Origin of the sequence: Streptomyces sp. NPDC059788 (assembly GCF_042732265.1) — a bacterium.
In the GTDB taxonomy this organism is placed as follows: Bacteria; Actinomycetota; Actinomycetes; order Streptomycetales; family Streptomycetaceae; genus Streptomyces.
The window spans coordinates 11,281-33,747 of record NZ_JBHWHY010000057.1 but is presented as its reverse complement, the minus strand read 5'-3'; the positions used below and the strand labels follow the sequence as shown (position 1 = coordinate 33,747).

The following is a 22,467-nucleotide window of genomic DNA, read 5'->3' as shown; positions in this document are numbered from 1 at the left end:
CAGTGACCACGACGACGCACATCACCGAGGCGGCCGGAACGTCGCCCGGCCCGGCCGTGGAGGCCGCGGCGCGGCGGCTGCTCGACGCGCGCGCCACGGGCGTGCCGTGCGCCCCGGTCCGCGACCTGATCGGCACGGACACCGACGCCGCCTACGCGGTGCAGGAGGCGCTCACCCGCACCCGGCTGGCCGGCGGCGCCCGTATCACCGGCCGCAAGATCGGCATCACCGGCCCGGCCGCGCAGGCGCATTTCGGCACCGACACCCCCGACTTCGGGATGCTGTTCGCCGACATGGCCGTACCGGACGGGGCGGAGATACCGGCGGGGGCGGTGCTCCAGCCGCGGGTCGAGGCGGAGATCGCGCTGGTCCTGGAGAGCGATCTGACGCACGAGCGGCACACCGCCGCCGACCTGCTGCGGGCGGTGGCGTTCGCGCTGCCCGCGATCGAGGTCATCGGCAGCCGCATCCGGGACTGGGACATCACGCTGACCGACACGGTCGCCGACAACGCCTCCGCGGGGATGTACGTCCTCGGCAACCGGCCCGTCCCGCTCGGCGCGGTGGACCTGCGGCGGGTCGGCATGGTGCTGGAGCGGAGCGGCGCGGAGGTCTCCACCGGCTCCGGCGCCGCGGAGCCGGGCCATCCGCTGAACGTGGTGCTGTGGCTGGCGGACGCGCTGGTCCGGGCGGGGCGCCCGCTGCGGGCCGGGGACGCCGTACTGACCGGGACGCTCGGTCCGGCGGTGCCGGCCGGGCCCGGCGACGCCCTGGAGGCCCGGATCGAGGGGCTCGGCGACGTACGCGTGGCCTTCGCGACCGCACCGTGACCCGTCCGGGTCTCCGAGCTGACCTGGCGTTACGGGCCGGGCGCCGCGGTGGGATAGGTTCGTTCGACATTCCGTTCCCCTGGAGGTCGCAGGTATGCCGGTCGTAGTCGCCACGGTCAGGACGAAGCCCGGCGAGCTGGAGGCGGCGCTCGACGTCTTCCGCTCGCACGCGCCCGCCGTCCACGAGGAGGACGGCTGTCTGCTGTACGCCGTCCACGCGGGAGAGGACCGGGTGGTGGTCGTGGAGAACTGGGCGGACGGCGCCGCGCTGGACGCCCACTCCCGGGGCGCGGCGCTCACCGCGATCGCCGCCGGGGTGACCGGCCTGCTCGCCGCGCCGATGGATGTCGCCGTACTGGACGCCGTCCCGATGGGCGACCCGGGCAAATCCACGCTTTAGGCACACCGCGCGGAACCACTTCCGTAAAAGACAGGTAAATACTCCGTCAATTCGCTACCGCCGAAAGTCCGCCATTTCGGACGGTGCGCATTTTTCGCGCGCGGCCGCCGCCACGGAATACGCGGCCGCCGCCCTCCGTATACCTTCCCCGCGCACCCGCACCCCGTTTACCGGCCATTCTCGCGAAGCCCGGAACCTCCCCCGCCGCGCGCGTGACCTGCCGCTTCGTGGACCCTGGAGACGAAGGACGGGGCGGGCCGCCCACACCGACGCCCCTAACCGGCCGACACGGTTGGCCGAATGTCCGCGTCTCGGTAAAAGGCCCGCCAACACGCGTTCGCCTCAACTTGGAACCCTTGATCGACGGCCGTTAGCATGGAAATGGTTGTCCGGGGCAACTAACTAGCCGTCCTGCCCCGGAATCAAGGAGGAATCACCTATGCCCGACACCGCGCACGACTTCCGCACCTACGTGGAGGAGAACCTCGACGCCCTGGGGGCCGACCCCGGGCGTGAGGCGCTGGTGCACCAAGGGCGACGCGTCACCGCGGGTGAGTTCCGCGCCCTCGTCCACCGCATGGCGCGCGCGCTGCGGAACCAGGGCATCGACCGCGGCCAGACCGTCACGCTGCTCAGCGGCAATCTGCCCGAGACCATCGCCGCCCGCTACGCCGCCAACCTCGTCGGCTGCCGGGTCAACCACCTCTACAACAAGCTCTCCGCCGACGTGCAGGCCACCATCGTCAAGGACGTGGAGACCAGCGCGCTGATAGTCGACCCCCGCTACGACGAGCGCGCCGCCGAACTCGTCGCCCTGGCGCCGGTGGCGACCGTACTGTCCCTGGGCCCCGCGAAGACCGGCACCGACCTGCTGGAACTGGCCTCCGCCGAGAGCGACGAGCCGTTCCCGAGCGGCGCGCGGCCCGACGACGTCTGCACCATCCGCCACACCGGCGGCACCACCGGCCACCCCAAGGGCATCTGCACCACCTACGGGCAGGTCCGCTCCTTCGTCGCCGACAACGACGAGGACGCCGGCGACGCCAAGGTGCTCTGGCAGCGCCCCTCGGACGACGAGGTGTCCCGGCTCCTGGTCTGCACCACCCTGGCGCACGCGGGCGGCATGATGGCCGACGTCACGCTGCGCGAGCACGGCGTCGTGGTGCTCCTGGAGGACTTCGACCCGGCCGAGGTGCTCGCGACCGTCGAGCGGGAGCGCATCACCCACCTGTTCCTGCTGCCGCCGCTGCTGTACCGGCTCACCGACCACCCGGACGCGGCCACCACCGACACCTCCAGCCTGCGCTGCCTGACCTACGGCGGCTGCCAGTCCTCGCCCGCCCGCATCGCCGACGCGATCCGCCGCTTCGGCCAGGTGCTGGTCCAGTTCTACGGGCAGAACGAGGCCGGCGGCATCAGCGTGCTGCCCGCCGCCGACCACGACCCGGAGAACCTGGAGCGGCTGCGCTCGGCCGGCCGTATCCTGCCCAACGTCGAGGTGGCGGTCCGCGACGAGAACGGCCGCGACCTGCCGCGCGGCGAGCACGGCGAGATCTGCATCCGCTCCAAGAGCATCATGCAGGGCTACTGGAAGCAGCCGGAGCTGACCGCCGAGGTGCTGCGCGACGGCTGGCTGCACACCGGCGACATCGGCTTCCTGGACGACGAGGACTACCTGACCATCGTCGACCGGATCAAGGACATGATCGTCGTGGTGGGCGGCCATGTGTACACCACCGAGCTGGAGGACCTCCTCAACACCCACCCCCAGGTCGCGCAGAGCGCCGTCTTCGGCGTGCGGGACGCGGACCGGATGGAGCAGGTGTACGCGGCCGTGGTGCCCGCCGCCGGCGAGCGCGTCGACGAGGAGAGCCTGCGCGCCATGGTGCGCGAGGCGCGCGGCGCGATGTACGAGCCGACCCGTATCGAGTTCGTCGAGCAACTGCCGCTGACGGACGCCGGCAAGCCGGACAAGAAGCAGCTGCGCGAGCTGGCGACCCGCTCGGCCGCCTGACCCACCGCGCACGACCGGACCGGCCGCCGTCCCCTGGAGACGGCGGCCGGTCCGTCGCACGCCGGGCGCCGCCCGTACCCGGCCCGCTCCCCGCGCCACCACCCGGAGCAGCGCACCATGCGTGCGCACCCGGCCCCGCCTACGCTCGGTGCAAAGATCGTCACCGCGGGCCGTCCGGCCGGGCCGCCCGCCCGCGAGCACAGGCACGGAGGCGCACCCATGCCGGAGCTGTTCATCGGGGGTCAGTGGACCGCCGCGGCCGACGGGGAGGCACGCGAGATCCGCTGCCCGGCGGACGGCACGCTGGTCGCCACCGTCGACGAGGCCGGCCCCACGGACGCGGCCGCCGCCGTCGCCGCGGCCCGCGCGGCGTTCGACGACGGGCCGTGGCCGCGCACCCCGGCCGCGGAGCGCGGGGCGCTGCTGCTGCGCGTCGCCGGCCTGCTGGAGCGCGACAAGGACACGTACGCGCGAGCCGAGTCCCTGGACACCGGCAAGCGGTTCGTGGAGAGCCGGTACGACATGGACGACATCGCCAACTGCTTCCGCTACTTCGGGAGCCTGGTCGCGTCCGGCAACGACGGGCGGGTGGTGGACACCGGACAGCCGGAGGTCGACAGCCGGGTGGTGTACGAGCCGGTCGGCGTGTGCTCCCTGATCACACCGTGGAACTACCCGCTGCTCCAGACCGCCTGGAAGGTGGCCCCGGCCGTCGGCGCGGGCGACACCTTCGTCCTCAAGCCCAGCGAACTGACCCCGCACACCGCGATCCTGCTGATGCGGACGCTGGCGGAGGCCGGACTGCCGGACGGGGTGGCCAACCTGGTGCTGGGCGCCGGCGCCGCCGTCGGCGCGCCGCTGACCGGCGACGAGCGGGTGGACCTGGTGTCCTTCACCGGCGGGCTGGTCACCGGCCGGTCCATCATGGCCGCCGCCGCGCCCACCGTGAAGAAGATCGCGCTGGAGCTGGGCGGCAAGAACCCCAATCTCGTCTTCGCCGACACCGACTTCGACACCGCCGTCGACTACGCGCTGATGGCGGTGTTCCTGCACTCCGGGCAGGTCTGCTCGGCCGGCACGCGGCTGCTCGTCGAGGACGCTCTGCACGACGACTTCGTGGACGAGGTGGTGCGCCGGGCCCGGGCGATCCGGCTGGGCGGGCCGTTCGACGAGCACGCCCGCAGCGGCCCGCTGATCTCCGCGCAGCACCGCGACAAGGTGGAGAAGTACGTGGCGGCGGGCCTGGCCGAGGGCGCGGTGCTGCGCTGCGGCGGCGCGCGCCCGGACGACGAGGGGCTGCGGGACGGCTTCTACTACCTGCCGACCGTGCTGGACGAGTGCTCCCCCGGCATGTCCGTGGTCCGCGACGAGTCGTTCGGGCCGGTGCTGACCGTGGAGCGGTTCCGTAACGAGGACGAGGCGGTGGCGCTGGCCAACGACACCGTCTACGGGCTGGCCGCCGGGGTGTGGACGCGGAACGCGGAGCGTTCGCACCGGGTGGCCGCCAGGCTGCGCGCCGGAACAGTGTGGATCAACGACTTCCATCCGTACGTCCCGCAGGCGGAGTGGGGCGGCATGAAGCAGTCCGGCGTCGGGCGCGAACTGGGCCCGGCGGGGCTCGGAGAGTACCAGGAGGCCAAGCACATCTGGCACAACACCACGCCCCGGCCGCAGCGGTGGTTCGAGTGAGCGGCACCGGGCCCGCGGCGGGCGGCACCACGCCGGACGACAGCAGGGCGGCCAACGGCGACGGCGACGGGGAGGACACCGCGCCGGCCGGGGAGACCGACACCTCCGGCGACGACGAGTCGCTCGCGGAACTCGGCTACAAACCCGAACTCAAACGCACCCTCGGCAACTTCCACACCTTCGCCGCCGGCATCAGCTACATCTCGATCCTCACCGGCACCTTCCAGCTCTTCTACTTCGGCGTCAACCACGGCGGGCCCGCCTACTGGTGGTCCTGGCCGATGGTCTTCTGCGGCCAGCTGATGGTGGCCCTGTGCTTCTGCGAGATGGCCGCCCGCTATCCGGTGGCCGGCTCGGTCTACAACTGGTCCAAGCAGCTGGGCGGTCCGCACGTCGGCTGGCTCGGCGGCTGGATGATGATGACCGCCACCATGGTCTCGCTGGCCGCCGTGGCGCTCGCCTACCAGGTCACGCTGCCGCAGATCTCCTCGTTCTTCCAGTTCATCGGCGACGGCAGCGGCCGCACCGACCAGGCCGCCAACGCCGTGCTGCTCGGCGCCGTCCTCGTGGTGTTCACCACGCTGGTCAACGCGTTCGGGGTCAAGCTGATGGCACAGATCAACTCCGCCGGCGTCGCCATCGAGCTGGTCGCCGCCCTGGCGCTGATCGTGCTGCTGGCCGCGCACATCACCCGCGGACCGGGCGCGGTGACCGAGACCTACGGGCTGGAGAAGGGCGAGTCGCTGGGCTATCTCGGCGCGTTCCTCACCGCCTCCCTCGCCTCCGCCTACGTCATGTACGGCTTCGACACGGCGTCGTCGCTCGGCGAGGAGTCCAAGGACCCCGGCCGCAACGCGCCCCGCGCGATCCTGCGGGCGCTGTTCGCCTCGTTCCTCATCGGCGGGCTGATCCTGCTGTTCGCGCTGCTGGCCACGCCCGACCTGCACGCGAAGGAACTGTCCGTGGACGGCCTCCAGTACGTCGTGCTCAGCACGCTCGGTACGACCATGGGCGAGATCATGCTGTGGTGTGTGGTCATCGCGATCACGGTGTGCGCGCTGGCCGTGCACACCGCCGGCATCCGGCTGGCGTTCGCGATGGCCCGGGACACCAACCTGCCGGCCGCCTCGCTGCTCGCCCGGGTCAGCCCGCGCTTCCAGACACCGGTCGCGCCCGCGGTGATCATCGGGTGCATCGCGGTCTGCATCCTGCTGGTCAACGTCAACCAGCCGCAGATCTTCTCGGTGATCACCAGCATCGCCATCATCATGATCTACGTGGCGTATCTGATGGTCACCGTGCCGATGCTGGTCCGGCGGCTGCGCAAGGACTGGGAACCGGCCAAGGGCAAGTTCTCCCTGGGCCGGTTCGGCCTGCCCGTCAACATCCTCGCCGTACTGTGGGGTACCGCGATGGCCACCAACCTCGCCTGGCCCCGCGCCGAGGTCTACAACGCGACCGGCCCGCAGCACTGGTACCTGCGCTGGGGTGCCTTCCTGTTCATCGGCATCGTCGCCGGCGGCGGCTTCACGTACTACTGGTTCGTCCAGCGCAAACGCACCTGCGTCCTGGCGGGCCACGCCGCCGAGACCCCGCAGGAGAAATCCTAGGTCATTCGGTTAGGAGTATTTCGACGCCACGCGGTGCGGCCCGTCTCCGCCCGGTCAGTAGGAAGCCGCCGGCGCATCGCGTGGCGCTCCGGTTCCGGACGGAAGACCGGGGCAGGTGCGGTGGTAGTCGATGCCGGGCAGGTACTGGTCCCATTCGGCCTGTGTCAGATTGCGGTTGACGAGCGCGCAGCCGGCCCGCGTCCAGGAGGCGAACGCGGTGTCCCACAGCCGCGCCGTCCCATCGGCTCCGGCGGAGGCCACCAGGGAACCCCGCGGTGCGAACGCGACCGCCCGGACACTCCCGCGGTGCCCGGTCAGGACAGGGCCGTACGGGCGGCCCGTGGCCACGTCCCACAGGCGTACGGTGCCGTCGGCACCGGCGGTGGCCAGCAGTTCGCCGTCCGGGCTGAACGCGACGTCCTCCACGGTGTCGGTGTGCCCGGTCAGCGGACGGCCGTGCTGTCGCCCCGTCGACGGGTCCCAGAGCCGGACGGTGCGGTCGGCCCCCGCCGTCGCCAGCAGCTTTCCGTCCGGGCTGAACGCCAGGTCCCGGATTTCGTTGGTGTGTCCCTTAAGGGCCGGGCCGTGGGGAGTTCCGTCCGGCACGTTCCACAGGCCCACCGTCTGATCGGTGCTGGCGGTGGCCAGCAGACGCCCGTCCGGGCTGAACGCCACCCCGTTGACGGCTTCCTGGTGCCCGGCCAGCGGCGTGCCGCTCGGTTGGCGCGTGGCGGTCCACCAGAGGCGGGCGGTGGCGTCCGCACCTGCGCTGGCCAGCAGACGCCCGTCGGGGCTGAACGCGACGTCCTGCACCGCGCCCTCGTGGGCTGGGACCGGGGGGCCGAGCGGTGCGCCCGATGCCGCCTTCCACAGGCGCACCGTCCCGTCGCCTCCGGCCGTGGCGAGCAGCCCGCCGACGCGGCTGAAGGCCACGCGGTTGACTTCCTCGCCGTGTTCCAGCGGCTCGCCGAGCGGTTCGCCGGAGCCCACCCGCCACCGCCGCGCGGCTCCGTCGAGCCCCGCCGTGGCGAGCACCGTGCCATCCGGGCTGAACGCGACGCCGTTGACACCTCCCGCGTGCGCGGCGATCGGCCGGCTGACGGAGTAGCTCTCGGCCACGTCCCACTGCCGTACGGTCTGGTCCCAGCTGGCGGTCGCCACGCGCTTCCCGTCGGGGCTGAAATCCACGTCGAGCACCACGCTGGTGTGCCCGATGAAGGGCTGTCCCACTTGCTTCCCGGTCGCGGTGTCCCACAGCCGCGCGGTCTTGTCACCACCGGCGGTGGCCAGCCGTTTGCCGTCGGGGCTGAAGGCCACGGCCCATACGTCCTGTTTGTGGCCGCGCAGCGGCAGGCCCGACGGCCGCCCGGTGGCGACCTCCCAGATACGGGCGGTGCCGTCCTCCCCACCGGTGGCCAGCCGTTTGCCGTCGCGGCTGAACGCCACCGACCGCAGCAGACCACTGTGTCCCCTCAGCACGCGTACGTCCGCGCCGGTGCCCGGCTCAAGCGGCCACAGCCGCACCGTTTCGTCCCAGCTGGTGCTGGCCAGCCACTTGCCGTCCGGGCTGAACGCCACACCGGTGACCACGTCTTCATGGCCCTCCAACGGGTCACCGTAGGGCGACCAGGTGCCGACGTCCCACAGCCGGACCGTGCCGTTCAGACCGCTGGTCGCCAGCCGCTTGCCGTCCGGACTGAACGCCACACCCGTGACGTCCCCTTGGCCCGTCCGCAACGGAGGGCCGACGGGCCTTTGGGTACCGGTGTCCCACAGCCGGACCGCGCCGTCCAGACCGCTGGTCGCCAGCCGCTTGCCGTCCGGACTGAAGGCGACGCTCAGTACCGCTTCCGTGTGTCCTCTGAGGGCCTTTCCCCGTTGCGTTCCCGTGGCCGTGTCCCACAGGCGGACCGTCCGGTCCCAGCTCCCGGTGGCCAGCGTCGAGCCGTCCGGGCTGAACGCGGCGGACTGCACCTGGTCCCGATGTCCGGTGAGCAGCCGGGAGGCGTGGCCGATCCGGGCCAGCCCCGAGACCAGTCCCGCCGGCGGCTGCGGCGCGTCCCGGTCGTCGTGGGCCGCACTCAGGCTCTCCAGGCCCACCAGTACCGCGGTGTCCGGCTGGCTCTGCGCCAGCCGGTCGGCCTGCGCGCTCAGCTGGTCCGACAGGGACAGCCGCGCCCGGGACTGGGCACGTTCGTTGCTCCACAGCGCCAGCCCGCCGGCGAGCAGCGTCAGGGCGAGGAAGACCGTCAGCCCGGTCGTGAGCACGCGCAGCCGGCGGTTGGTCCGCCGGGCGGCGGCCAGCTCCCGTGCCGCGAGGGCCCGGCACGCCGTGCCGAACTGCCGCGCGCGGTGGCTCAGCTCACCGGCGTGTGCGGCGGCCCAGGCGCCCAGGACTTCCGCCCGCTCGACGCGCGGCAGATACGACTGGTTCCGCTCGCCGCTGTCCCAGTCGGCCGCGAGCCGTTCCAGGTCCGTACGGGTGCTCAGGGACTCGCGGGACTCCTTGATCGCGTCACGCAGGGGCGGCCACCGGCGCAACAGCGCTTCGTGGGCCACGGTGACGGTGGGTTCCCCGTGTCGGTCCCGGTCGCTGGTGAGCAGCCGGGCGTCGACGAAGCTGTCCAGTACGGCCAGCTCTTCGCTGTTCAGGTCCGAGCGCGCGCGATGCCGGCGCGTCGGTTCGCTGCCGCTGTCCACCGCGGCCAGCTGCAGCAGCGTCGGCAGCACGAGTGCGCCCCGGCCCCGCCGGTTCAGATCCTCCAGGAGTCGGTCGGCGCGGCGTTGCAGGGCCCCGACGACTCCGCCCACGGCCTCGTAGTCGGCGACGGTGATGCTCCGGTCCGGGCCGACCCGGGCGTACAGCTCGCCCAGGGTGAAGGCCAGCAGGGGCAGCGCGTCTCCGCCCCTGGTCTCCTCGGCCATTTTCTCGACCAGTCCGGGCCCCAGGTCGATGCCCGCCCGCTGGGCGGGGCGGGCGATGACTTCCGGCAGCCGGGCGCGGCTGAGCGGTTCGATGGGGAGCGTGTCGTCGATCGCCTCCGTCAGGCCGGCGCGGTCGGGACTGGTGCTCAGGAATTCCGAACGTACGGTGGCCAGCGCCCACAGGGGGCTGGAATCCCCCAGAGCGCCGGTCAGAAGCCGCAGGAACTCCTGCTGTTTCCCGGCCCCGCAGCTGGTGAGCAGTTCCTCGGCCTGGTCGATGACGAGGAGGACGTCGCGTCGGTCGCCCTGGGCCCGGCTGAGATCCGTGGCCAGGGCGGCGAGAGCGGGCGGGCCGCCGTCGAGCAGGCGCGCCGTGTCCGGGAGCGGGCGCAGACCGCACGCGGCACACGCGCGTTGCAGGCTGTGCGCCAGGGTCCGCACGGGGTCCGAGCCGGGCAGCAAGGGCGGAACGACGACCCAGGGTCTGTGTCCGCGCCCCAGACGTGGCAGGACTCCGGCGTGCAACAGCGACGACTTGCCGCTTCCCGAAGGGCCCATGATGGCCACGAAACGGCCGGGCCCGCGTTGCAGTGTCGGCTGGAGCAGCCGCAGGAGGTCCTCGGTCTCCTGGTCGCGTCCGCAGAAGACTGCGGCGTCCTGGGCGGTGAACGTACGCAGCCCGGGGTACGGGGAGCGGGTCGCGTCCCAGGGGAAGGAGCCGCCGGCGTCCAGCCCCGCCCTGCGCAACTGATCCCTCAGCTGCGGCAGGGCGGACGCCTCGTCCGAGAGGTCCAGCCACTGGAGGTCGCGAAGCAGGTTCAGCCGCGCGGTGCCGTCCAGCCGGAGGGCGAAGATCGGCTTGCGCAGCGAGCGGGCCAGGGCCAGCTCGACGAAGCACCACTGGGACGCGACCGAGGACTCGCTCGCCAGGAAGACGACCCCGTCCGTCCTGCGGAGCTGGGAGTAGAGCTCGTTCTCCCAGCGCCGGCCGACGGGGATGCCCTGCTCGGGGTCGAAGTCGATGAACAGCCCGGCGAATCCCTCGTCCCTGAGCCAGCCGACGACGCGTTCGGTCGCCTCTCTGTCCCGGCTGCTGTGGCTGACGAACAGCGATGTCATGGCGGTTGCCTACGTGAAGTGCGGCGCTACCCACTGGTCCTTGCTCGGGTCGTCCGCACTCGGGTCCGGATTGTCCGTCACGGACACCATCTGGTGCAGCATGAACCAGTGCGTGAGCTTGCGGCCGTTCTTGGTGTGCCGGTGCGTGTAGTTGCAGTCGAACCGTTCGATGGTGCGCGGGCCCGTTCCGATCCAGCGGCAGTCGAACCGGTCAGGGGCGGCGATCCCTTCCCAGCCTTCACCGGGAATCGTGTTGTCGCCTCCCCGGGTGAGTTTCTTGTCCAGCTCGAAAGATCGCGTAGAGCGCACCCCGTGACACATATATTCGTGCCTTTTATGGACGAAGTCACATACGAACCTGTCCGGTGGCCTCGTGGTACTGCTGTCGAATGCGGCAGAGGAGATCCGCCGGGCGGGCTTCTTGTGCCGAGCCGCCGACTCCGAGGCCGTCACCAGCGCGAACGCGGCAACCAGCAGCACGGCCAGCAAGCCCCGGGAGAGTGGACGACGTGGAACCCATCGAAACTGCACTGCATTCCCCCCAAAAAATCTACAGTGCGCCCGATAGCGCACAACGAGCGTTGACTCACCGTAGTTGCCCACTATCGTCAATTCAAGCTGTCGGGCAATTGTCAAGGGGCGATCCAGAGGGGGGTTCGGTTTATATATGTGCCGACGTGCCGGGTTATGGGCGTCACCGATCGCCACTGTCCGGCCGTGCGCGCCAGAAGTGACGGAAGGTAAAGCAAAGACCTTCGCGGGACGGCCGGTGGTTTCTTATGTCGCCTTCGGGCGGCACCCCGGCCGAGCGACGGCGGAGCCCGTCGAGCACCCGGCTCCCTGTCGAGCACCCGGCTCCACGGGGAGCCCCCGCCCCGCCACACCCCCACCACGCCCTGCCGCCCCTCGCACCCAAGCGGAATTTCACATTCCGCCGACTCGGCGCACCCCCGTACCGTTCTGTGACACACATATCCGTTTCTCCAGGCAACCGATCATGCAGTGGGACCCGTCTGCATAGACGGCGGTTGCCGACAACCGGCCCGGCGGCGCTCCGAAGGATCGCGTCGCGGCCGAGGAGCGCCCGCCACAGCCTGTTGTGTTGCTTTGGAGGGAACCGCTCGTGCACGTCAGATCAGCCCGTCGCACCGTCCTGCTGTCCGCCACCCTGGTGGGAGCCGCGCTGCTGACCGCGTGCGGAGCGGACGGCGGCTCGCAGGCGTCGGACAAGCCGGCCGCGAAGGTGACCGTGACGCCGGCGGCGGGCAGCAAGTCCGCCAAGCTGGGCTCCCCGATAACGGTGAAGGCGGACGGCGGCAGCCTCACCTCCGTCGAGGCCAAGGACGACAAGGGCGGCACGGTCGGCGGCAAGCTGTCCGGCGACGGCTCGTCGTGGATATCCGACGGCAAGGTCAAGCCGGGGACCACGTACACCGTGCACACCAAGACGAAGTCCGGCGACGGCAAGGAGTCGGCCGCCGACTCGGTCTTCACCACCGAGAAGGCCGACAAGGTCAACAAGCTCACCAACACCCCGTCGAACGGGCAGACCGTCGGTACGGGCATGCCGATCTCGATCCTCTTCGACCATCCGGTCGCCAAGGACCAGCGGGCCGAGATCCAAAAGGCGCTCAAGGTCACCACGCAGCCGAAGGTGGAGGGCGCCTGGGGCTGGGTCAAGGACTGGTCGGGCAAGGACCGGATCGACTGGCGGCCCAAGACGTACTGGCCGGCCGGCACGAAGGTGTCCGTCAAGGGCGGTCTGGGCGGTATCGACTCCGGCAAGGCCGGTGGCTGGTTCGCGCGCGACTACGACTTCGGGTTCACCATCGGCCCCGACCACAAGGCCGTCATCGACGTCCCGTCGCACAGCATGACCCTGTACGAGAACGGCAAGGCCGTGGGCACGATCACCGGCTCCGCCGGTTCGCCGCAGGACCCGACGCGCGGCGGGGTGCACACCGTGCGCAGCAAGAACGCGGCCGAGACGATGGACTCCGCCACGATCGGCCACGGCAACGAGTGGATGCTGGACTCGAAGTGGGTGACGCATCTCACCGCGTCCGGCACCTTCCTGCACTCCGCGCCCTGGAACAAGTCGCTGGGCGTGGTCAACAACAGCCACGGCTGCTTCGGCATGAGCACCTCGGACGCCAAGCGGGCCTACGACTTCCTCTCGATCGGCTCCACCGTCGAGGTGAAGAACACCACGAGCACGAAGAAGACCGATGTCGGCAACGGCCTGGAGGTCTGGCAGGAGAGCTGGAGCCAGTGGCAGCAGCGCAGCGCGGTGAAGTAACCGCGACGGCACGGCCCGGGCGCGAACGCGCCTGAGTGTGCGAGCGTGACGGTGGGGCTCTCCCGTAGGCGGGGCGAGCCCCACCCTTGGTTGCGGACGTGTTCGGACCACACCCCCGTGCCGGTCCGAACTGTCCGCCCCGCTTCACACCAGAGTCTTTGACTCAGGTGTGAAGAATAGAGGCTCCGAGCGGAGCGTGCCAGCCCACGGGGGTGGGATCGCCGATCCGCCCCGGCGACCGGACCACTACAGTGGAAGTCTCACGTTTGGCCTTGAAGGGAGCGCGGCGCGATGGGGGACGAGGACCGCGAGCCGGTCAGCCTGGCTGAAAAGCTGGACCGGCTGTTCCAGGAACGAAGTCGCGAGCGGGGCAAATCGCTGTCCGCGAACGATGTCGCCACCGAGATCAACATCAGGGCCGGCGAGCAGGTGATCTCCGGCAACTACATCTGGCAGCTGCGCAAGGGCAAGCGGGACAACCCGACCAAACGCCACATCGAAGCCCTCGCGGAGTACTTCGGCGTGCCCGCCGCGCACTTCCACGACCAGCAGGACGCGGGTCCCGGCGGCGCCTCCGCCGACCGGGCCGACCAGCCGCCGGAACTGCTGGAGGCGATGCAGGACGCGGGGGTCATCGCGATGGCCGCGCGTTTCATGGACATGTCCGCAGAGTCCCGTACGGCCGTACTGGAGATGATCGACCGCGTACGGAAGCTGGAAGGGCTGCCGGACGTCGGCAGTACGGCGGGCAACTCGGGCGGCGGTCCGACGGCCAACCCGATGGGCAACACGGGAGAAACCTGGCGTACCGCCCGCTGAATCACGACCCTGACCGACTGACGCCCCGCGCCGTCCCCGACCACGTCCCCGCCCGCCGCCGGCCGGGGAACCGGACGGCCGGGGCCGCGGCAGCCCGCGGGCCCGCGCACGACCCCGTTCGGGAGGGGCCATCCGGCGCTGCATGAGACTGGCACGTGTACCTTTCATGGCCGAGGCCGAAGGAGAGCACGCCATGAAGTTCACACGGCGACCGGACCGTGTGCTTGCCGACTGTTCGGACCGGCTGCGCGGGCTGCACATCCCGCGTCCCTTCGAGCTGGGTGCCTTCCTGGACCGGCTCGCCGAACAGCGCGGCCGCCCGATCCACCTGGAGCCACAGGTCACCCCGCCCGCCGGGCCGTGCGGCCTGTGGATCGCCACGAAGCGGGCCGACTACGTCTTCTACGACGCGGCCACCACCGCGCTGCACCGCGACCACATCGTGCTGCACGAGGTCGGACACATGCTCAGCGGGCACTCCAACCTGCTCTCCGGAGAGGTCGCGCACGCCCTCGTGCCCGATCTCGACCCCGGCTCGGTCGAATCCGTCCTGGGGCGCAGCCACTACAGCGACCAGGACGAGCAGGAGGCCGAGATGCTCGCCTCGCTGATCCTGCGGCGCGCCGACCGCACCCCCGCCCGCCGTCCGGCGACGTCCCAGCAGGCCGAGGTCCTCAGCCGCATGGACGACGTCTTCGGCTCCCCCAAGCGACGGTAGAACTCCCGATGGTCAACGTTGTCTTCCTGTCCATAGCGGCCGTCCTGCTGCTGGCCGCCGCGTACAAGGCGCGGCCGCTGCTGCGCCGCCCGCGGCCGCGCGGCCTGGGCGCCCTGTGCGGATTCCTGACCGGGCTGGGCGCCTCGCTGGTGTTCCTGACGCCCGCCGTCGGCGACGCGCTGAGCGTCGTCACGCCCAAGCTGGGGCGGCTGCTGGGCAACTGCAGCACCCTGGTCGCCGCCACCTGCATCTCGGTCCTGCTGCTGCGCTTCAACGAGGAGCCGTCGGACGCGGACCGCAAGGCGCGCCACCGGCTCGTCTCGCTGAGCGCCGTCCTGGTCGTGATGGCCGTCCTCTTCTTCTCCTCGCCGGTGGACGACGCGCCCGGCGCCCCCACCTTCGGGGAACTGCCGCGCACCGAGCCGCTGCTGAACATCTACGTGCTGGTGTTCACCGTGCACCTCGGCGTCGCCATCATCGACCTGCTGCGCCAGGCCCTGCGCTACTCCCGGCACGCGCCGCGCACCAGCCTCCGCTACGGGCTGCGCGTCATCGCCGCCGGCTGCGCGCTGGGCATGGTCTACATCGGCTACAAGATCGTCCATGTGGTCGGGCTGTGGACCGACGCCGGGTGGCTGCCGCCGGAGCAGATGTGCAGCTCACTGGTGACGCCCGCGACGTGCACGTTCAGCGTCGGCCTGCCCGCCATCTGCAGCCTGCTGCTCGTCGTCGGCATCCTGCTGCCCGCCATCGGCCCGGCGCTGGCCTGGCCGTGGCGGCGGATCCGCCTGTGGCACCTGCACCGCGGGCTGCACCCGCTGTGGGCCGCGCTGTCGGCGGCGGTGCCGGAGATCCAGCTCACCGCCACCGAGAACCGGTACGCGGCGCCCGACCCCGAGTTCCGGCTCTACCGCCGGGTGATCGAGATACGGGACGGGATGCTGGCGCTGCGCCCGCACCGCAGCGACGAGGTCCGCCGCGCCGCCGAGGAGCGGCTGCGGGCCGACGGTGCCGACGCCCGGGAACTGGACGCCGGGGTCGAGGCGGCGGTGCTGGTGGCGGCGCTGGAGTCCCGGCGCAACGGCGGCACGCCCGCGCATCCGGTCAGCGCCGAGGACGCCAGCCTGACCCGCCCCGAACTGACGAATCTCTTCGACGAGGCCCGCTGGCTGCGCAGGGTCTCGCACGCCTTCGTATCGTCCGGTGCCGGCCCCGCGCCGGCCAAGTCGTCCCGGCCCGCCGCAGGAATCTGAGGTTTCACACATGAGTCACCCCATGGAGTCACCGGAGTTCTTCCGCGATCCGTACCCGCTGCTCGCCGCGCTGCGCGAACGCGGTCCCGTCCAGCAGGTACGGTCCGGGCCGCACAGCGCGACCTGGCTGGTCACCGGGTGGGCCGAGGCCCGTACCGCGCTGGCGGAGCCCCGGCTCTCCAAGGACACCACCCGCTATTTCGCGGACAAGCCGTCCAAGCGCAACCTGGCGCCCGCGGTCAGCGCCACCATGCTGGCCACCGACCCGCCGGACCACACCCGGCTGCGCAAGCTGGCCGTCAAGGCGTTCACGCCGGCCGCGGTGGCCCGCCTCGAACCGCGCGTGGCCGAGATCGCGGACGGCCTGCTGGACCGGATGGCCGCGCGCGGCGGCACGGCCGATCTCGTCGAGGACTTCGCCGTACCGCTGCCCATCGAGGTCATCAGCGACCTGCTCGGCGTCCCCCGCGAGGACCGCGCCGCGCTGCGCCGCTGGTCCAACGACCTCTTCGCGGCCGGCGCCCCGGACACCATCGACGCCGCCTCCCACTCGATCAGCGACTACATGACCGGGCTGATCGCCGCGAAGCGGGCCGAGAGCGCACGTTCCGAGGCCCTGGACCAGGACCGGGACCTGCTGACCGAGCTGATCGCCGCACGCGACGAGGGCGACCGGCTCAGCGAGGCCGAACTGGTCTCGCTGGCCGTCCTCCTGGTCGTCGCCGGGCACGAGACCACCACCAATCTGATCGGCAACGGCGCGCTCGCCCTCCTCCAGGACGACACGCTGCGCACCCGGCTGCGCCAGGACCCGTCCCTGATCCCGGACGCCGTGGAGGAGCTGCTGCGGTACGACTCCCCCATCGCCACGGCCACGTTCCGGTACGCGACCGAACCGTTCGGCCTCGGCGGCGCCGAGATCGCGGCGGGCGACGTGGTGCTGGTCTCGCCGGGCGCCGCCAACCGCGACCCCGCCCGCTTCGACGACCCCGACACCCTCGCCCCCGGCCGCTCCGCCGGCCACCTCTCCTTCGGCCACGGCCCCCACCACTGCCTCGGTGCCCCGCTGGCCCGCCTCGAAGCCCGTATCGCCTTCCACGCCCTCCTCACCCGGTTCCCCGACCTGCGCCTCGCCGTCCCCCCTGCCGAACTGCCGTGGCGCCACACCCGCCTGATGCACGGCCTGGCCCACCTTCCGGTCACCACCGGCGCCGCCTCCCCCGAAGTGGCCTGAACCCGGGGCGGGCCGACTGGCGGCAGGGCGCGGACGAGTGACCGCCCGACACCCGGGCGCTCACTCCCCCAGCGCGAACCGTTCCACCGCGCGGCACACCGCGGGCGCGTGGTCGGCGAGGTAGAAGTGTCCGCCGGAGAAGGTCTCCTCGTGGTACTCGGCGAGGGTGTGGGCCTTCCAGGCCGCGGCTTCCTCGCGGGTCACGCGGGGGTCGGCGTCGCCGGTGAGGCACAGCAGCGGGATGTCGAGGACGGCGTCGGCGTCGGGGCGGTACAGCTCGATCGCGCGGTAGTCGTTGCGGATCGCGGGGAGGATCAGCCGTACGAGGTCCGGCTCGTCGAGGAGCCGGCTGTGGGTGCCGTCCAGGCGGCCGACCTCGGCGAGGAGTTCCTCGTCGGTGCCCTGGTGGAGGAGTTTCTCCGCCCGGAACATCGAGGGCGCGCGGCGGCCGGAGACGACGAGCCGGCGGGGTGCCGGGCGCCCGAGGTCCGCCAGCCGCCGGGCGGTCTCGAAGGCGACGGACGCTCCCATGCTGTGCCCGAACAGCACGAGCGGGGTGGTGTCGTCGGGGCTCAGGCAGCCGACGACCTCATCGGCGAGCCCCTCCACGGAGGTGACGAAGGGGTCGTTCCACCGGTCCTGGCGCCCCGGGTACTGGATGGCCGACACGTCGAAGCGGGTGTCGAGGTGGGCGGCGAACGGCCGGTAGTACGAGGCCGATCCCCCGGCGTGCGGCAGGAAGACGAGGTGGGCGGCGGGCCGCGGCCCCCGGCGTACGTCCCGTATCCAAGCGCTCTTCCCCGTCATGTGTGCATGCTCCTGTGCTGGTGGGCCGATGGTCGAACTGCTCGTGCGCGGTGGCCGGACCGTGGTCCGGTCCCGCGCCGACGGGTCAAGGATGACCGGTTGGGGGGCTGTCGGGCCAGCGGGAAGTCGATCAAGAGCGTACCTGCGCGACTTGCGCCTCCCGTAACGGGAGGTCCTACGGTCTTGAGGCATGAAGATCGTTGTTCATGACACGGCGTCCGCCATGCACGACCTCCTCCGGCGCCCCCTGGAGGAGCGGCCCGACGCCCTGAGAGAGATGCTGGGCCCGCTGCAGAGCGTGCTCTCCGCGGTGGGCGGCCTGGACCTGGTCCAGATGCACGAGATGGGCTGCGGCTTCCGCCTCGACCGCGATGACCCCCGCTATCCGGCCGCCCTGGAGCGGATGGAGGACGCGCGGGTGTGGGAGCGGATCGAGGACCGCCTCGCCGTCGCGTGGGAGCGCCTCGGCGCCGCGGCACCCGGAGTGCGGAGCGCCGGGACCGTGCACGTCGTGCTGGTGCTCGGCGATCCCGACGACGACCTCATGATCCGCAACGCCGGCTACACCGGCCTGGGCGGCTTCCCCGGCGCGATCCAGCTGACGATGTGGCCCACCGGGACCAGCCTGGCGAAGATCGACCACGCCGCCGCGCACGAGCTCCACCACAACGTGCGCTACGCGAACGTCGTCTGGGACCCGGCGACGGTCACGGTCGGCGAGCAGGTCGTGGCCGAGGGGCTGGCCGAGGCGTTCGTACGGGAGCTCGCGGGCGAAGCGGCCATGGGGCCCTGGGCGACGGCGCTGTCCGGCGGGGAACTGGACGACGCCTACGAGAAGGTCACGGCCGCGATCGACGTGGCCGGGATGCAGAACCTGCCGCCCTACGTGTACGGCGACGCCACCGCGCAACGCATGGGCCTTCCGCCCGTCGGCCTGCCGGACTCCGCGGGATACGCGGTCGGCCTGCGCATCGTGGACGCCCACCTGGCGGCCACCGGCCTGACGGCTGCCCGGAGCGTCGCCCTGCCGGTCCGCGAGATCCTCACCAACGCGGGTGTGCCGACCAGCGCCTGACACACCCGCGGACCGCGGCGCGGCGCACAGGCTCCTCGGCGCGCTCCGAGCGGCCCGTCTTTCAGTGCGCCAGCGCCGCCGCCCCCGGCGCCGCCTGTTCGGCGGCGCGGGTGCGGGCCGTGGCCGCCTTGGCGGTCTCGCCGAGCCGGTCGGCGAGGCGTGCCTGGGCCAGCCAGTTGTACGGGCAGACCGGGCGCAGGTTGATGCGTTCGCTCAGCAGGGTGCGGGCCGTGTCGTCGCGTCCGGCGCGGAGCGCGGCCTCCAGCAGCGTCTTCTGTACGGCGTCCCGCTGGGCGTGGCTGCCGCCGAAGGTGTTCAGGCGGTAGCGGACGGGGACGAGGAGGTCGACGGCCTGTCCGTACTTCCCCTGTCCGTACGCGATCAGGGCGCGGCAGACGGGCAGGCCGACCGCGGCGGTCATGGCGTGGTTGGACAGGCCGGGCCGGGCGCGGCCGAGCCAGGCCTCCCGGTCCTCGACGAGGCGTTCGGCGTCGGCGGTGCGGCCTGCGCCGACGTACGCCATGACGGCGTGCACGTCGTTGAAGGCGTAGTACGGCGGGTCGTGGCGGGCCGCCCAGGCGTCGGCGAGGCGCGTCCAGCGGGGCCCGGCGGCGTGGCCGGCCAGCAGGAGCCGCCACAGGAGCGCCGAGGCGTCCAGGAGTTCCATGGCCAGGCCCGCCGACTCCTCGTGGTGCAGCACGGCGTCGTAGATCCGCAGGGCGCGGTCGGGGTCGCCGGCTTCGAGGGCGTAGAGGCAGTAGTGCCACCAGTTGTGCACGTTCAGGTAGTTGCCGGTGGCCCAGTCGTCGGTGCGGGCGTCCAGGAAGCGGATGCCCTGGGCGAACAGGCCCTGCATCTCGTACGTGTGGACGACCGCGTGGATGCCCCACACGTCGCGGGGGTTGTGCTGGACGGCCGCCAGGCCGGTCTCCTCCGCGCGGGCGTAGTGCCCCGACTCCTCCAGGCCGAAGGCGTACATGCCGAGGAGGTGGCCGTAGTGCGGGTCGTCCTCGGGCCAGGCGGTGAGCGCGCCGCCGACGCGGTCGCGCAGCCGGGCGGCGTCGCCGGTGAGGAAGTCGATCTGGTGGCCGACGGCGAGCGCGAGTTCGTCGTGCGGGTAGGCGACGGTCAGTTCGCCGAGCACGTGCCCGGCGCGGTGGATGTCGCCGTTCAGCCAGGAGGTGGCGGCGGCGAGGTGCATCCGCTCGCGGTCCGTGGGCCTTCCGGCGCGTACGCAGTCCGTGAAGCCGGTGAACGCCTCCTTGGCCGCGGTGGCGTCCTTCTCCTCCGTGCCGAGCAGTCCGAGGTAGGCGGCGAGGACGTTGCCCATGACGGATTTCGGGGCGGCCGCGAGGACCGCCTGCGACGCGGTGGCGACCTCGCCGCGGAAGAAGAGCAGTTCGCGCAGCGCGTTCTCGTAGTGGGCCGCGGCTTCCCCGTCGGTCGCGGACATCGCGTGACCGTGCCGGTCGCGCACCGTTCGCTGCATCATCGGCTCCTCACGACACTCTGGCGTCACTTGGTCCCCCGCCTTACCTTGTCGGGGGTAGGAATTCTGTTCGATCACCTTGTCATGTCCAAGACTTGAGATCACAGACAAGAGGTGCGCCTTGTTCCTTCCCCGCAGACCGGCCCGCCCATACCGCGGCAGGGCCGGCAGACTGGGTGTTCCCGCCCTCCTCCTCGGCGTCCTGGCCACCGTCGCCGCCGGCCCCGCGCGGGCGACCCCGGAGGCCGCGCCCGCGGTCCGGCCCCCGCTCGTCCGGCCCGTCGACCCGCAGAACTGGCGCAATCCCGACGACATGACGTGGGCCGAATACCGTTCGGTCCCCGGCACGAACTGGGCCGACCCGGCCGTCAAACCCACCCAGCGCATGTTCAGGGGCGCGCTGGTCCTGCTGGACTACCCGGACGAGGAGTTCAGCGTCAGCAAGCCCGCCGGGTCCAGCATCTTCGGCAACCCGCAGTCCACCGCCCACGACATCCCCCGCGCCCAGGTGCCCGCGTTCTACCGGGACTTCCTCAACAAGCCGGGCAAGCTCAACCGCGGCCACACCATCAACGAGTACTGGATGGAGGACTCCGGCGGCCGGCTCGGCGTCGAGCTGACGTCCTTCGGTGTCTACCGGATGCCGTGGAAGTCGTACCAGTACGGCATCGAGCCGTCGATGAACCCCGGCGCCTGCCCCGTCGGCGACACCTGCGGCAAGAACATCCGCACCGACGGCAAGGCCTCCTGGACCGCCGACGTGGGCGAGGCGGAGACCAAGAAGTACGACTTCGTCTTCTACCTGACCGCGGGCCAGGACGAGTCCGCCGCCTGGCAGGAGTTCGGGCAGATGAAGTTCGCGTCGCCGCAGGACGTCCCGGCCGCCTGGGGACCGCCCTCCCCCATCCAGGGCGGCGGGAACGCGGCCCGCACCCGCTACGTGCCGTGGACCTCCTGGAAGGCCGCCGCCCGCATCTGGCCGAACGCCGAGACCGGCTCCTCCACCCAGGCCGAGAGCTCCGGCATGGCCGTGTACGCCCACGAGTTCAGCCACATCCTGGGCATCGCGGACAACTACAACAACCCGTACGGCACACCGCTGCGCCGTGCCTACACCGGCATCTGGAGCATGCTCTCGCGCGGCTCCTTCAACGGCCCCGGCGGCCCGCACACCCGCTGGCAGATCCCGGCCGCCAACGGCGCCTCGATGGGCTCGCAGCACGTCCTGCGCGACAAGCTCAAGCTCGGCATCGTCGACGACAAGAACGTCCTGCGCCTGGACCGGGACGCGCTGAAGACGTCCGGGACCGTGGTCGCCAAGGTCACCGCGCGGTCCGCGCCGCCCGGCGGCAAGGGCCTGTCCGGCGTCAACATCACGCTGGGCCGGGACCTGGAACCGGCCTGCTCCACCACCACCGACCCGCTGTGCGACGGCGGCGGCTACGACAACTACACCGTCGAGGTCGTCGACCGGATGGGCATGGACTCCTTCACCCCGGACCACGGGGTCCTGCTCAGCAAGACCAAGAACGAGGACCGGGCGCCGTTCGCGTGGGTGATCGACGCCCACCCCGAGGACGTCCGCATGGTCGACTACCGGCGCCCCGACGGCACCCAGCAGATGATCACCATGGGTGACTACCGGCAGCTCAGCGACGCGCTGTTCCACGCGGGCGCGGACTCCGGCAGCGAGTACGAGTACGTCGACGAGGCCAACCGGCTGCACTTCTACGTCGTCGACATCAAGCGCGACACGTCCGGCGTGCTGAGCTACACCGTCGCCGTCCGGTCCCTGGACGGCGCGGGCCCGCAGCGCCGCGGCCTGAAGCTGCGGCACGGCACGGCGTACGGCACGCCCGCCAAGGGCCGGGCCGTGTGCACCTTCCCGCTGACCAACACCGGGCGGCCGGGGAACGGGGGCGCGTATCTGGACTCCGACGTGTACCGGCTCTCGGCCGTCGCCACCGGGCGCGGCTGGTCCGCCTGGCTGCCGAACCGGCTCACCACCGCGAAGGCCGGCAGCACGGTGCACGTCCCGGTCGCCGTCACGGCGAAGGCGGGGGCCGCCCGGCACGGCCGGGTCGTGCTCAGCGCCCGCTCCGAGAGCGATCCGCGCAAGTCCGTACGGGCCGTCTGCACCCCGGCCCGCTGACCCGGTGTACGGGCCGTGCCGCTCACCCGGGGTG

General features: G+C 71.7%; 16 protein-coding genes. 12 read left to right on the top strand and 4 right to left on the bottom strand.

All coding sequences use genetic code 11. The annotated features are described in order from the left end of the window. Window positions 1-2 precede the first annotated feature (2 nt). From ACFV57_RS36050 to ACFV57_RS36030, 5 genes are all read left to right on the top strand, one after another. On the top strand, window positions 3-830 hold the full coding sequence (locus ACFV57_RS36050; RefSeq protein ID WP_385241194.1) for a 2-keto-4-pentenoate hydratase: 828 nt from the start codon (window positions 3-5) through the stop codon (window positions 828-830). Window positions 831-924: 94 nt separating this feature from the next. Continuing rightward, window positions 925-1,230, top strand: a complete 306-nt coding sequence (locus ACFV57_RS36045) for a putative quinol monooxygenase (RefSeq protein WP_385241191.1) — start codon at window positions 925-927, stop codon at window positions 1,228-1,230. Window positions 1,231-1,669: 439 nt separating this feature from the next. Further along, window positions 1,670-3,244: an AMP-binding protein gene (locus ACFV57_RS36040; protein WP_385241188.1), complete on the top strand. Its 1,575-nt coding sequence runs from the start codon at window positions 1,670-1,672 to the stop codon at window positions 3,242-3,244. 219 nt (window positions 3,245-3,463) lie between these two features. Further along, complete coding sequence (locus tag ACFV57_RS36035) at window positions 3,464-4,933, top strand: aldehyde dehydrogenase family protein (protein WP_385241186.1); 1,470 nt, start codon at window positions 3,464-3,466, stop codon at window positions 4,931-4,933. After that, window positions 4,930-6,543, top strand: a complete 1,614-nt coding sequence (locus ACFV57_RS36030) for an APC family permease (RefSeq protein WP_385241184.1) — start codon at window positions 4,930-4,932, stop codon at window positions 6,541-6,543. Before ACFV57_RS36035 ends, ACFV57_RS36030 begins: the two co-directional genes overlap by 4 nt. 54 nt (window positions 6,544-6,597) lie before the next feature. On the opposite strand, the gene ACFV57_RS36025 is transcribed toward ACFV57_RS36030, so the two are convergent. Then, a complete protein-coding gene (locus tag ACFV57_RS36025) occupies window positions 6,598-10,587 on the bottom strand; it encodes a TIR domain-containing protein (RefSeq protein WP_385241182.1) in 3,990 nt (1,329 codons plus the stop codon). Between the two features lie 9 nt (window positions 10,588-10,596). Then, entirely contained in the window at window positions 10,597-11,076 is a 480-nt protein-coding gene (locus ACFV57_RS36020) for a hypothetical protein (RefSeq protein WP_385241179.1), read from the bottom strand. Between the two features lie 634 nt (window positions 11,077-11,710). On the opposite strand from ACFV57_RS36020, the gene ACFV57_RS36015 reads away from it, so the two are divergent. The 5 genes from ACFV57_RS36015 to ACFV57_RS35995 all read left to right on the top strand — a co-directional run bounded on the left by ACFV57_RS36015 (window position 11,711) and on the right by ACFV57_RS35995 (window position 16,910). Continuing rightward, window positions 11,711-12,886 (top strand): Ig-like domain-containing protein, encoded by a 1,176-nt coding sequence (locus tag ACFV57_RS36015; protein WP_385241176.1) that lies wholly within the window; start codon window positions 11,711-11,713, stop codon window positions 12,884-12,886. Window positions 12,887-13,177: 291 nt separating this feature from the next. Beyond that, window positions 13,178-13,705: an XRE family transcriptional regulator gene (locus ACFV57_RS36010; RefSeq protein WP_385241173.1), complete on the top strand. Its 528-nt coding sequence runs from the start codon at window positions 13,178-13,180 to the stop codon at window positions 13,703-13,705. A gap of 193 nt (window positions 13,706-13,898) precedes the next feature. Beyond that, the gene (locus ACFV57_RS36005) at window positions 13,899-14,423 is read left to right on the top strand and encodes a hypothetical protein (RefSeq protein ID WP_385241170.1); all 525 of its coding nucleotides are present in this window, start codon (window positions 13,899-13,901) and stop codon (window positions 14,421-14,423) included. 8 nt (window positions 14,424-14,431) lie between these two features. Next, on the top strand, window positions 14,432-15,676 hold the full coding sequence (locus ACFV57_RS36000; protein ID WP_385241167.1) for an MAB_1171c family putative transporter: 1,245 nt from the start codon (window positions 14,432-14,434) through the stop codon (window positions 15,674-15,676). A gap of 10 nt (window positions 15,677-15,686) precedes the next feature. Next, on the top strand, window positions 15,687-16,910 hold the full coding sequence (locus tag ACFV57_RS35995; protein WP_385241164.1) for a cytochrome P450: 1,224 nt from the start codon (window positions 15,687-15,689) through the stop codon (window positions 16,908-16,910). Between the two features lie 60 nt (window positions 16,911-16,970). Here the strand turns inward: ACFV57_RS35995 and ACFV57_RS35990 are convergent, their stop codons facing one another. Continuing rightward, window positions 16,971-17,717, bottom strand: coding sequence for a thioesterase II family protein (locus ACFV57_RS35990; protein WP_385241161.1), 747 nt, complete (start codon window positions 17,715-17,717; stop codon window positions 16,971-16,973). A gap of 190 nt (window positions 17,718-17,907) precedes the next feature. On the opposite strand from ACFV57_RS35990, the gene ACFV57_RS35985 reads away from it, so the two are divergent. Next, a complete protein-coding gene (locus ACFV57_RS35985; protein ID WP_385241158.1) occupies window positions 17,908-18,792 on the top strand; it encodes a DUF2268 domain-containing protein in 885 nt (294 codons plus the stop codon). Window positions 18,793-18,853: 61 nt separating this feature from the next. Here the strand turns inward: ACFV57_RS35985 and ACFV57_RS35980 are convergent, their stop codons facing one another. Further along, window positions 18,854-20,245: a tetratricopeptide repeat protein gene (locus tag ACFV57_RS35980; protein WP_385241155.1), complete on the bottom strand. Its 1,392-nt coding sequence runs from the start codon at window positions 20,243-20,245 to the stop codon at window positions 18,854-18,856. Between the two features lie 157 nt (window positions 20,246-20,402). On the opposite strand from ACFV57_RS35980, the gene ACFV57_RS35975 reads away from it, so the two are divergent. Continuing rightward, complete coding sequence (locus ACFV57_RS35975; RefSeq protein ID WP_385241152.1) at window positions 20,403-22,433, top strand: M6 family metalloprotease domain-containing protein; 2,031 nt, start codon at window positions 20,403-20,405, stop codon at window positions 22,431-22,433. Window positions 22,434-22,467 lie beyond the last annotated feature (34 nt).